Genomic DNA, 13,076 nt, shown 5'->3' with positions numbered 1-13,076 from the left:
CAATCTACACAACCGTATTTTTTTCAGTCACGAAGAGTATATTTTTAGCAAAATGATTAATATCTATCAGCTCTGGGCGGGAGGCGTCCACCAGTTCACCATTGATCCTTAAATTGACAAAGGTCACATTTTCAACAGCTCTCTCTTCGTCATATCCATAAATTCGTGAAGGGTTGGCCGTCCCGCTATAGCTGATGTCGCGAAATGTAATGTCCCGGATGCTTGTCCCCGGCTCTGGATTGTAATCCTTGTTATAGACCACCCGCACATCAATTAGCTGCCCCCGCTCAATACGCTCCACACGTATATTTTCATATAGAACATTACATACCTTATTTCGATCCCCGGCATTAATCGCCAGTGCCCCCCAATAGTTCTCTTGCGGTTCGTGATGATTCAAGATATCAAGATTTGCAAAAACAATAGACTCGATGGTGTCTCCGTTCCGTTCATGATCCCCATGTGTACCAATCATCAATGGATGAGCGACATCCGCCCACAGAATGGAATCACGAACGCTAATATTACGGGTATCCCCATAAAAATCCCATCTCGAGCCGTAAATAGCAATACAATCATCCGAATTACGCATAAAAACATCCTGGATCCTAACCTCGGAACTAGACATAATATCAATGCCATCAGACCACCCCCGAGTGCTAAACGATTTGAAATTATCAATCACAATCTGCTCAGACTGCCCGATGAAAATGCTGTAATGTGGCGGATCAATCACGGTAATACCTTCCACATTTATAGATCGTGAAAAAACAATTCGTATCCCTCGAAAGGCCGAGAATCGATGAAAATCCGCAAGATAAATTATACCGCGACCACGAATGGATACATCATGAACTCCCTCGCATACCAAGGAACCTACAAGCACTGAACCTCCCGCAAGATACACCGTGGTTTCCGAAGGGACCGGCAATACTGTTTCTTCTATATAATGTGTGCCTGGAGCGAAATAAAGCACCTTCCTTTTTTCACGAGGATCAGCAGCGGCATTATCCAGCAGCCGTAAAAGATCAGGTTTCCGGTGTATACCCGGTTGGACTACTAGAACATTAGCATCCTCTGGTTGAGGGGCATCCTTCTCCTTAGGGTTAGCAAATAAATGCAGATTTCGAAAAATATCACCGTTGATCTCAATCGATAACTTTTGCGGACCTGTTAGCTTAAACAAAATGGTATTTCCATGATATTCGTAAGAGATCCCTCGCGAAGCCGGAGCAATGTTCACACAATCAATCTCCGTATAAAGACAGGTGACTTCAACTTCTACTGTACCTTCCAGATCAAAATAAGCCATGGATGCAAGACGCACCTCATGCATATCTACCTTAACCTCGTAAATAAACAAGCTATGCCATTCTCCTTCAGGCTGCCGTACTCTAACCTTATAATCCTCACGTCCCGGGATATCTTTAGGTGCTTTATATACTTGTAAATCATCCACTTTACCATCCTCCTGTTCATTTCGATTGTATCGCTTCCAACACCGATAAAGTTTTAATGTGTTATGCAGAAATGTTTGTATTTTGTCAGTTTTAAATTATAAGCCAACTTCAACATGACAATAATCAAACATTTCCTTATATCAAAACACAACTTTCCTGAGCTTTAGAAAGCTATACTCATAACATCCTAATTACACTGGAGGCAATAATAATGACACACCCTTATTGGCAGGAAATCATGGGTAGACTTGATACAAAAGTGGAACGTATGGTAGAGCAGATCGGTGACAAGTGCCCGCATTTCGCCGGGAAAGATGGCAAATTTGATGATATCGGTTCAGACTGGTGGACTACAGGGTTCTGGCCTGGACTCCTCTGGATCATGCATGATATGACCGGAAAAGATCTTTACAAGGAGGCTGCTTGGCATTGGGACGGTACCTTGGAGGAATGGTTTGTTAAACCAACGGTTGAGATGCATCACGATGTGGGATTCCAATTCCTTCCGACAGCTGTAATTAAACATACAATTACAGGTGACGAAGATGCCCTGCGCAGAGGAATTGAAGCTGCGAATTTCCTCGCTGCCCGCTATAATCCTGTAGGCAAATTCATCCGCGCATGGAATGAAGATAAATACGGCTGGGTAATTATCGACTGTATGTTAAATATCTCCCTGCTGTTTTGGGCCAGCAAAGTGACAGGTGATCCCCGCTATAAGCATATTGCAATTAGCCACGCCGAAACGACAATGCAATATGGCATACGTGAGGATGGATCCACCAAACATATTATTTCTTTTGACGCAGAGACAGGTGCTTATCTTGAGAATTTTGGCGGTCAAGGCTACTCGGCTGAATCCTCTTGGAGCCGAGGAACAGCTTGGGGATTGTACGGCTTTATCAATACTTATCGCCACACTGGTGATGAACGTTTCCTGAACACTGCTAAGCGGATCGCACATTATTTCATCTCTGCTTTGCCTGAGGATCAAGTCCCTTATTGGGATTTCCGCCTAGAGGATGATACCCGGATGTTCCGAGATAGCTCCGCAGCCTCTATAGCCGCTTCAGGATTATTAGAGCTAGCAGATATCTTACCCTTAGGCGAAAAAAGTCTATATGCAAATGCAGCGGAGCGAATTCTGCGCTCACTGACGGAAAATTACGCAACCTGGGAGCTGCCGGAGCATGAAGCGATTTTATTGCACGGAACTGGCAGTGGCAATTCCTTCATTGATGTATCCCTGATCTATGGAGACTACTATTATATTGAGGCTATCGCTAAATTAAATGGCTGGAAACATCGGATTTTCTAATTGCAGATAGTTAATTTAAACAACAAAAAGACACCTCTCTTGAGGTGTCTTTATATATTTCAGGCTATTCGTTCACCAGTGCCGCAGCACCCTCCAGAAGCATCAAGCCGCTGAGTTGAATACTCAGCTGAACCGGAAGCTCCGGTTTCACTTCCCACGATGAACTGCACAGACCCAGTTGTTTATCCAGACCTTTTTCCCACAACTGCATTGCATTGGCCAATATAACCTCACGAATACGGATATTTACAGGAGATATTTTACAGAGCTGAACCAAATAACGAATCAGAATGCCCTTGAACAATCCAGTATCATCAATGCCTTCATCAGGCAACATCAGATTAATTGGATCGCATAACCGATCAATACATGTATTAGCCGTTCGATTCGCATCTTCTAAGTAATGAACATCACCCGTATTCTTGTAAAGCTCTAGGCCAGCGCCTAGAAACACCCCCTGACAGTAAGTAAACTCCCAATCGTAATCGATCTGGCCATCCCCGAGTCTATTCATCCCATCCCACACAAAACCAGTCGTAGAATCCATCAAATATGTCTTGTTCCATTCATAGATACGGAGCGCCCACTCCAGATCCTCTTGCTTATGAAAAAGTTCATATAACCGGGCTGCAAGGATGACGGCAGGTGCATTGGCAGGTGTGTTTTTATAATCTAGCTGATCCTTCTTCCACGCCATACCTCCACCCAACTGTTCATTCCAAGCCGTCTTAATATCCTCCCATAGATCAAGCACAGCACTTAAATAGGCTTCATGTCCTGTAACCCGATAAGCACGCAGCAACGCCAATGCTGTCCATTCCATATCATCATAGTAATTATGCCTGAAAGTCCCCCCGTTATAAGCTTGCAGACTCTGACTTAGCTCCTTAATTTTCAAGGAATACACAGGATCTCCACTACGCTCATAACCATCTACTAAAATATCAATGACATGAGCCTGCCACCAATAATAAAAGTTTTCCCCCGCAACGTTGTACGCTCTGGGATACCATTGGTTCATGATCCCCGTCTCAGCATTATAATAATTACGTAGTAGACATTGTTGGAACCACTCGGACTTTTCCTGCCAACTGACTGCTTCTATGACTTCCTTTGCTTGTGTCATTAAGAACTCACCTCAACCCTGTTCTTTAGTTAATTCAGCCATCTTCTCAAGCAGCTTGATCGCACTAAGCTGGGAGCTGAGCTGAATCACACCAGCGGAAGTCGAAGTCCAATCTGTGCCAAACAACACTTTATCCTCTGACTTTCCTTGTTCCCAGAGACATTCTGCATTCGCTCGCAGGAAATCTACAGCTTTAACTGCTGCGGAATCAGCTTTGACCCATTCAGCTGTATAGCGAATCAGGATTCCTTTAAACAGTCCCGCATCACCATTTCCTTCATCTGGCAGCACACCTCCCTCAGAGTCAGCAAGTTCATGGGCTGCGGCAGCAAAGGTTAGACGAGCATCCTCTAAATATTCCTGCTCTTTAGTGATACGGTACAGTTCAACTGCTGCACCAATGAAAACACCTTGGTTGTAGGAGTATTTCCAATCTTTATCGATCTTTCCATCGCCAGTGCGATTCATGCCATCCCATACAAAACCCGTTGCCGGATCTACTAGATGCTCTTTTTGCCATCTGTATATTTTTAACGCCCATTCAAGATTGCCAGCTTCACCAAAAGCTTGATACAAGCGTGCCGCAAGTATAGCTGCCGGTGCGTTGGCTGGTGTATTTTTATAATCCAACTGTGATTTCTGCCAAGCAATCCCACCGCCCATATGCTCGTTCCAACCTGTCTGAATGTCGTTCCATAAAAGAAGGGCTGTATCTTTATAACCTTCCACTCCTGTTGCTTGATAAGCACGAAGCCACGCGAGAGCCATCCATTCCATATCATCATACAACTCATTTGGCCACATACCACCATTTCGTTGTAGCAGACCTTCATGAAATGCGGAAAGCCTTTTGGCATACCAGTTCTCTCCAGTCCGCTGTAGTCCATCTACCAATACATCCACAGCATGGGCCATCCACCAATAATGAAAAATCGTGTTGCATTCTCCATTTGGACAAGGTGTTTCTATATTGTACATTTTGATCGCTTCATTCCAGAAGAATGAATCCAATGCAGCTTGTGCTTGATTCGCCCGTTCCTCCCAAATCCCTATCTCCAATTGATTCATATAGACTCTCTCCCTGGTTCGATTTTTATTGCATTAGCCCTTAATACCACTGAAGGCTATCCCTTGTACAAAATAACGCTGAAGCGCTAAAAACAACACCAATATCGGCAAGATTGCTACTAGCGCTCCAGCCATCATTGGACCGTAGTCTGTTTGAAAATTATAGGAAAAAGCTTGAAGTCCCATTTGAATCGTTGCTTTGTCGGGATCATTCAGCACAATCATTGGCCATAAGAAACTGTTCCAGCCCGCTTGGAAGGTAAAGATACTTAAAGTAGCCAGCGCTGGTTTAGTCAACGGCAAATATATCCGCCAAAATATTTTAAACTCTCCACAGCCTTCGATCCGGGCCATTTCCATCATGTCACTAGGCAAGGTGAGAAAGAATTGCCGCATGAAGAACACAGCAAAGGTTCCAGAAGCGCCCGGAAGAATAATCCCCCAGAATGAGTTCATCAGCCCGTTACCCCCGCTACCAAAAATATCATTTCCTCCAAAAAGAGGAATATGGCGCATGACATAAACCGTGGGGATCATCGTCACAATGCCTGGTATCATCATCGCCGCAAGCAGCACGCGGAATATCGGCTTATTGAGCTTAAAATTCAATTTTGCGAACGCATAACCACTGATAGAACCAAAGAACAGATTCGCCAATACACCCGCTACTGCAAGTACAAGCGAATTCCAGAAATAGAGCGCAAACGGAACCGTAGTAAATGCCTTACGATAGTGTTCTAAGGTCAAATGTGAAGGAAACCACCGGATGGGCATGGCGAAGATCTCTTCGTCAGGCTTCAAGGATGTAAGAACACTCCAATAAAAAGGTAGAAACATTACGATAGCAATAACTATGCACACTATATAATAGATAGATTTGCTTAAGCTTCTTTTTAATAACGAACTTCCGCTAGTATCCATACCTCTATCCCCCTTCTGCATGGCAAGCCCGGCTTATACAATGGACTCCTCCGCCTTTGTGATCCGCATGTTTATTAGTGAGAAAATGAGAATCGCCACAGCAAGCACAAATGCTTGTGCAGACGCATACCCCATTTGCAATTGATTAAAGCCCTGCTGATAGATCAGATAAACTGGGGTCTTTGTCATATTCGCCGGACCACCCTGCGTCAGCACAAAAGCTTGGTCGAACAACTGCAACGCACCAATGATTGACATCGTACTGACAAGAAAGGTTGTTGGTCGCAGCTGCGGCCAAGTAATAAACCGGAAACAAGCCAGCTTATTAGCACCGTCCAACCGTGCAGATTCATACAAATAGTCAGGCACGCCTTGCAGACCTGCCAAGTAGATAATCATATTAGAACCTACCGATTGCCAGAGGGTAAGCATAATAATGGACAACATCGCCGTTCGGGTCTCGGATAACCAAGCTGGACCCGTAATCCCAACATAAGACAACAATCCGTTAACCAAACCAAATTCAGGATGCAAAAGCCAGATCCAAACGGTAGCAGCAGCAACGGCGGATGTAAGGGTAGGCAGATAATTCAATGTGCGGAACAACTTTACCCCACGCCAGGATCGACTAAGCAGAATCCCGAGGAGAAGCGAAATCAGAATATTAAATGGAACGAAAATGATGGAATACAGAAATACATTTCGGAATGTTTTCCATAACAAACTGTCCTCTATCAAACGGCGATAGTTATCAAAACCGATCCAATCGTTTCTACTAAGTACATCGTAGTTGGTAAAGCTTAAATATAGCGCCATTACCACAGGGATGACTGTGAATACTGTAAACAGCAATACCGTGGGTGTAATAAACAGATAAGCCGTCCGCGCCTGATGTTTCTCTAGCTTTCTGATGGAAGCCATTCAGCTACCCCCTCCTAAGCAAAAGGGAGGCGAAACCTCCCTTCACTTCAAATGTCTTACTTATTATTTCACTACTTCACTACTTCATTATCCTTCAGCATTTTGTCGCCCTCTTCTTGCGATTTCCTCAAGGTCTCATCAATGCTCATCTTGTTTTGCTGGTTAAGCTGCAAATTAGGGGCCAAAGCATCAGTCTCCATCACGGAATATCCAGGATGGTTCGGACGAACCTTGGCGAACTCCAACGTTTCCAGAAACGGCTGCCATTTTGGATCATCCTTGAAAAATGGATCTTCCATCGATGGCTTATAACCCGGCAGGTTTAGACTCGTCTTTGCCCAGAGCAACGCGTTATCTTTGTTCGCTGTCCACCATTTGATGAACTCCCATGCTTCTTCCTTATGTTTGGAGCCTTCTGGAATCACTAGCCCAAATCCACCCATGACACTACCTTTATCACCATTTGGTCCGGCTGGAGGAGGAACGATTCCATAATCCAGGTCTTTACCATATTTGTTATAGGTGCTGAGCATCCACGGACCGGAATACAGCATAGCCACTTTACCTGTGACAAAAGCATCTTGCCCTTCACCAAGTCCAAGTTCGAACCCTACTTTATACACTTTGTCCTTGTTCATTAGGCGATCCCAGAACTCAAGCACCTGCTTGCCCTGCTCATTATTAAAATTGGTCTTTCCATCCTCCGTAAGCATGGTGCCGCCAGCCTGTTGGAGATACATATTAAAAAGTCCCAAATCTCCCATAGAAAAACCTGCGGTCTCCAATTTATTGCCATTCCATTTCGTTAGCTTCGTAGCCGCTGCCTCTAACTCATCCCAAGTTGTTGGAGGCTGAAGTCCTGCCTCTGCGAGCAGCTTCTTATTATAGAAAAGAGCACGGGCATCTACTGTAAGCGGCAGCCCATATAATTTGTCATCGTATGAAAGCTCCCGTAGGGATTCACTGTAGAAATCATCTTCGGAAATACCGTCACGCGTTAAGTATTCATCCACCGGATGCAGTACATTTTTCGGGGCATACAGCGAAGTTCTCCAACGGTCCCAAAACAGTACATCAGGAGTGCCGCCATTGGTCGCAGAAGTTAGGAATTTCGTGATCATATCCTGTTGCAGCACATATTTTACGTGAATTTTATCCTGCGATTTATTAAAAGCATCCACCATGGTCTCGAATTGCTTCTGCCCCTCACCGCCCCAATCTCCCCAGAAGGTAAGCTCTGTCTTTTTCCCGGTACTGCTCCCAGCTTTGCTTGTGTTTCCGGTCTCTTTGTCCGCAGATCCGTTATTGCCACCGCAGCCCGCAGCAAGTGCAGTAGTCATTACCAAAACAATTGAGGTAACCAGCCATTTTTTCATGTTCTCTATCCCCTTTAGAGTCGATTATTCAAACCTTGTTGGTCTCAACCGCGCTTAATCTGCTTACCACAGCGCATGAGTACAAGCTCACAGAACATCATATTTGCCCAAGAGAACCATGGACGTGTAAATTCATCAGGATTATCCACATGAAACCCTTCATGCATAAATCCAGTTCCTGCATCCGTCTTCTCCAGCAGATGAAGTAAGGCTTCCTGTTCCTCAAAGCGGGTAGATGTCATTCCCTGCATCGCTAAAGCTATGGGCCAGATATACCGATTTGGCGTATGCGGACTTCCAATGCCAGCAGCCGCTTTTCCTGCGAAAAAATAAGGATTAGTGCTACTTAAAATAAGTTCACGGGTATTTTTATAAATAGGATCATCAGCAGTCACATAACCCAAATAAGGGATAGAGAGTAGACTAGGTACATTTGCATCATCCATAAAATTCACCTGTCCCAGACCATCTACTTCATAAGCATAGACCGCTCCAAACTCTGGATGTTCTACAATTCCATACTCACTTATTCCCTTATTAAGCTGGTCAGATAGTTTTCTAGCTTTCTTTTCCAGCTCCTGATCACCTAAAATCTCACGGGCAATTTCACACACATATCGTAAAACAACCACCGCGAACATATTGGCCGGAACCAAATACCCATATTCACAGGCATCGTCACTAGGACGAAATCCAGACCAAGTCATTCCGGTATAAGCCGTCAACGTCCCTTTGCCTTCTCGAGCTAACGTATCCGTGGGCGGACAGTTCATCCGTTGAAAAAGATATTTTGAATCGCGCTCATGGTTCTGTTCGGTAGTCCATAATGTTATGATTCTTTCTACGCCTGTTACAAACGACTCATTAAACTGACTAGTACGGCCCGAATTCTTCCAGAGCAGATAACTCAGTTGGATTGGATAACATAACGAATCAATTTCATATTTTCTTTCCCAGACTCCCGGGCTCATCTCCGTCAGATCCTCTTGGTGGCCATGCCCACTTTCTTCTTCATTGAATGCGTTAGCATATGGATCAAGCTGGATGTAAGTAAATTGTCTACGTACAAGTCCCTCAATCATGTCTGCAATTTCTTCATCTTCGGAGGCAAGGATTAGGAAAGGTCTGACCTGTGCGGCGGAATCCCGTAGCCACATCGCTGGAATATCTCCGGTAATAACAAAAGTGCTTCCGTTTGGCATTCGTTTTAAGGTTGTGTTCCAGGTGTTGGCCATACATTTCTCGAACATTTCGGCTAATTTCGGGCGATCACTCAGCTGTGCTTTTACGCTAGATGCCAGTTTATGCATTGACTCGGGTATTTCTCTAGTTGCTTTCAGTTATAATACCCCCTTTTTCTTTTTAACTTTGAAGCGCTTTCATTGATTAGTATATTGTCATGTAATTAGTATGTCAATATGTTTATTTTATTATAATAATATATCAATGCATCTATAATGATAAATACATATCTAAAACAAATAAAAAAACCCATCCAAAAAGATAGGTTTTTATAACAACTAATATATGTTTAATTTGGAGAATAAGCCAAAATTCTATTTAGAGATAGATTGTTTAGCGGAGCTTGTGGATTCACCAGAAATTAACTCAGCTTCCAGCATTATCTTATTGGACACACTCTGCCCGTTCATAATTCGCAATACATTTTCTACTGCAAGCCGCCCCATCTCTTCTTCATTTTGCCGTAAATGGGTAAATGCATAACCCGAACCAAGTGGAGTTGGCGGACTATCAAAGCAAATGATCGAAATATCTTCTGGAATTCGTAGCCCAAGTCGTTGGACCGCAGTTCTAGCCAGCAGCGCAATATTATATTCCACAGCAAAAAGCGCCGTTATTGTTGGATTCTTTTGCAAATGAGAAATTAGCCGCGAAATGTCATGTTCAATATTCTCATCGTTGAAGGAATCCGGTAGTGTTGAGGTCAAATCGCTGACCCACAATCCCTTGTCTACAGCTATTCCCCGTTCCGCATGCGCTTGAATAAATCCCTCTACCCGCTCTTCAAGAGCTGTGGTATCCGCTGGAGGTGGAGAGAGAAAGGAGATATGAGTATGCCCGAGATCAAATAAATACTCCGTACCTTTGAGTGCAGCCTGCATATTATCAGTACTGATCGATGCTGCTGCCACTCCTTTTAAATGGCGATCTACCAGAACTAGCGGGAACCGCCCTATCACCAATTTTAGAATCTCCGCATTAAAAAATTCGCCTTGAGCCGGAAAAATGATCAGACCATCTACACCTAAGCTGAGCAACTTCTGAATAGATTTCTCTTCGTTCTCCGGCACCCCAAACGTTCTTCTTAAAACCAGAAAACAATCATTGTCACGTGAAGCCTGCTCCATGCCATAAATTAAGCCTGTGCCATAGCTGTTGCCAAAGTCGGTAATAACCAGACCGATCGTCTTTTCCTCATGGTTAAAGGAATTGAAAACAGTTCCGTCGGAGACCGTCCCCGGAGATATCGCTGATTCCATGTAATCGACTGCTGGATCTGCCACAAATGAACCTCTCCCCGGTTTTCTCACAATTAATTGTTCCGCGGCGAGCATTTCCAGAGCTTTTTTACTCGTAATCCGACTAACATTATAGGCTTCAGCCAGTTCTTTCTCTGAGGGAACCCGTTCCCCTTGTCCGTAGGATTTATTAACGATAAGCTGCTTCACTTCATCAAATATTTTTTCATACATCGGTTTGGATGATGTTGTCTCACTCATGACTTTCGTTATCTCCTGACTCTAATTTTTTCATCTTATACATAATAATATATCATGATATATTAAGTTTGTCGACAGTTGTGCGGCTACAGCAAAAAAAGAGGGAGGAAGGATGTAAAGTGGAAAAATACAAAACTTCGTATATAAACAGAGATAACCCGTATTCAGTGAATGCTGGTTAAATAAAGGCTAAGTAATCGCTATAAATATCATTTCTACTATATTCTTAGATAATATCAAACCGTATTTCATCTAACAAGTTTTTACACTTTTGTCCATTTGTTCTTTTTTTATTCAAAAACAGCTAACACAGGTCTATCGTAAATTGCTGTTCAGAATATATAATAGAGACTATCTGGTATAGAAAGGAAGTTGAATAGTTAATGAAATTTAATGATTATCGCTATGAGCGCCCGGATGTAGAGAAGTTCAAACAGGATTTTAACAACCTGCTTAAAGATCTCAATGACACCGAGCCATTAGAAGTGCAAAAGGCTTCCGTTACCGCTATTAACAAGCTTCGCAATGAGTTTGACACCCTGCAGACATTGGTTAGCGTTCGCCATTCGATCAATACAACAGATGAATTCTACAAGGCTGAACAGGAATTCATGGACGAGATTGGCCCTATCGTTCAGGAATACATAACGGACTACTACAAAGCACTCGTCAATTCCAAATACAGAGCCGAATTCGAACAAGAATGGGGCACGCAGCTGCTTCAGCTTGCAGAAGTAGCTCTGCGTACTTTTAGTCCAGAAATCATCGAAGATTTACAATTGGAGAACAAACTCTCTACAGAATACGCTCAGCTTATCGCGTCCGCCAAGATTCCATTCGAAGGCGAAGAACGGACACTGACTCAGCTTACTCCATTTGAATTGTCCACGGACCGCGATATGCGCAAACGTGCTTCACAAGCCAGATATGATTTTATGTCTGAACATGAGAGTGACTTTGATCGAATCTATGACGAGCTAGTTAAAGTCCGTAACCGCATTGCTAAAAAGCTTGGTTACAGCAACTTTGTTGAGCTAGGTTATGACCGGATGATGCGTACCGATTATAACGCCGACATGGTAGCCAACTTCCGGAAACAAGTTCTGGAGCATATCGTACCCGTCTCCCAACAGCTTAAGAAACGGCAGACTGAACGCCTAGGTCTGGATGCCTTGAAGTTTTATGACGAGAACTTCAGCTTCAAGACTGGCAATGCCACTCCTAAAGGAGATCCTGACTGGATTGTAGCTAACGGATCCAAGATGTACAAAGAGCTCTCTCCGGAAACTGATGAATTTTTTACTTTTATGTTGGATAACAATCTAGTGGATTTAGTAAGTAAAAAAGGTAAGCAAGGCGGTGGCTATTGTACTTACTTCAGCCAATACCAAGCACCTTTTATCTTCTCAAATTTCAATGGAACCTCAGGGGATATTGATGTCTTGACCCATGAAGTGGGGCATGCCTTCCAGGTGTATGAAAGCCGAAATATTAATGTACCTGAATATGCTTTTCCTACTTATGAAGCCTGTGAGATCCATTCCATGAGCATGGAGTTTTTTGCTTGGCCATGGATGGAATTGTTCTTTGAAGAGGATGCAGACAAATACCGTTTCAATCATTTGGCAGATAGCCTTCAGTTTATTCCTTACGGAGTTACTGTAGATGAATTCCAGCATTTTGTTTACAGCAATCCTGAAGCAACCCCTGCTGAACGTAAGCAAGCATGGCGAGAAATCGAGAAAAAATATTTGCCGCACCGCAATTATGAAGGTAATGCTTATCTGGAACAAGGTGGATTTTGGCATAAGCAAGGCCATATCTTCGCCTCCCCGTTCTATTACATTGACTATACACTAGCACAGCTATGTGCCTTCCAGTTCTGGAAACGTTCAAATGAAGATTTTAAATCCGCTTGGAGTGATTATTTAGAATTATGTCAAGCTGGAGGAAGCAAATCCTTTATCAAGCTGGTTGAACTTGCGGGCCTGACTTCACCTTTTGAAGATGGCTGCATTAGTTCGGTCATTGGAGAGATTGAAAGCTGGTTAAACAGCATTAATGATAAAGAACTTTAATAATACCTTGCAGTACCGATAAAAAAGCAATCCCTGCTTCTTAGCTGGGATTGCTTTATTTTCATAT

At 43.4% G+C, this 13,076-nt stretch carries 10 protein-coding genes; 2 read left to right on the top strand and 8 right to left on the bottom strand.

Going from position 1 to position 13,076, the window contains the following annotated elements; all coding sequences use genetic code 11:
* Positions 1-4: 4 nt before the first annotated feature.
* On the bottom strand, positions 5-1,459 hold the full coding sequence (locus MHH63_RS10150; protein WP_341171463.1) for a glycosyl hydrolase family 28 protein: 1,455 nt from the start codon (positions 1,457-1,459) through the stop codon (positions 5-7).
* Positions 1,460-1,671: 212 nt separating this feature from the next.
* On the opposite strand from MHH63_RS10150, the gene MHH63_RS10145 reads away from it, so the two are divergent.
* Positions 1,672-2,778 carry a glycoside hydrolase family 88 protein gene (locus tag MHH63_RS10145; protein WP_248548767.1) on the top strand — a complete coding sequence of 369 codons (1,107 nt, stop codon included), beginning with the start codon at positions 1,672-1,674 and terminating at the stop codon, positions 2,776-2,778.
* Positions 2,779-2,842: 64 nt separating this feature from the next.
* On the opposite strand, the gene MHH63_RS10140 is transcribed toward MHH63_RS10145, so the two are convergent.
* The 7 genes from MHH63_RS10140 to MHH63_RS10110 form a co-directional block, all read right to left on the bottom strand.
* Positions 2,843-3,904, bottom strand: a complete 1,062-nt coding sequence (locus MHH63_RS10140; protein ID WP_341171462.1) for a glycoside hydrolase family 76 protein — start codon at positions 3,902-3,904, stop codon at positions 2,843-2,845.
* A gap of 12 nt (positions 3,905-3,916) precedes the next feature.
* Positions 3,917-4,972, bottom strand: a complete 1,056-nt coding sequence (locus MHH63_RS10135) for a glycoside hydrolase family 76 protein (RefSeq protein ID WP_256721064.1) — start codon at positions 4,970-4,972, stop codon at positions 3,917-3,919.
* Positions 4,973-5,005: 33 nt separating this feature from the next.
* Positions 5,006-5,893: a carbohydrate ABC transporter permease gene (locus tag MHH63_RS10130; RefSeq protein ID WP_076142466.1), complete on the bottom strand. Its 888-nt coding sequence runs from the start codon at positions 5,891-5,893 to the stop codon at positions 5,006-5,008.
* A gap of 33 nt (positions 5,894-5,926) precedes the next feature.
* Positions 5,927-6,814, bottom strand: a complete 888-nt coding sequence (locus MHH63_RS10125; RefSeq protein WP_036688088.1) for a carbohydrate ABC transporter permease — start codon at positions 6,812-6,814, stop codon at positions 5,927-5,929.
* Positions 6,815-6,885: 71 nt separating this feature from the next.
* A complete protein-coding gene (locus MHH63_RS10120) occupies positions 6,886-8,190 on the bottom strand; it encodes an ABC transporter substrate-binding protein (protein ID WP_076280054.1) in 1,305 nt (434 codons plus the stop codon).
* 44 nt (positions 8,191-8,234) lie between these two features.
* Positions 8,235-9,500 (bottom strand): glycoside hydrolase family 125 protein, encoded by a 1,266-nt coding sequence (locus MHH63_RS10115; RefSeq protein ID WP_076128250.1) that lies wholly within the window; start codon positions 9,498-9,500, stop codon positions 8,235-8,237.
* 246 nt (positions 9,501-9,746) lie between these two features.
* Positions 9,747-10,931: a GntR family transcriptional regulator gene (locus tag MHH63_RS10110; protein WP_076194647.1), complete on the bottom strand. Its 1,185-nt coding sequence runs from the start codon at positions 10,929-10,931 to the stop codon at positions 9,747-9,749.
* Positions 10,932-11,314: 383 nt separating this feature from the next.
* Here MHH63_RS10110 and MHH63_RS10105 point away from each other — a divergent pair, with 383 nt between their 5' ends.
* Entirely contained in the window at positions 11,315-13,009 is a 1,695-nt protein-coding gene (locus MHH63_RS10105) for a M3 family oligoendopeptidase (protein ID WP_248548771.1), read from the top strand.
* Positions 13,010-13,076 lie beyond the last annotated feature (67 nt).

Origin of the sequence: Paenibacillus sp. FSL H3-0310 (genome assembly GCF_038002785.1) — a bacterium.
Lineage (GTDB): Bacteria > Bacillota > Bacilli > Paenibacillales > Paenibacillaceae > Paenibacillus_AQ > Paenibacillus_AQ odorifer.
Note: the sequence above shows the minus strand (reverse complement) of the source record. Positions and strands in the feature narration are given on the sequence as shown.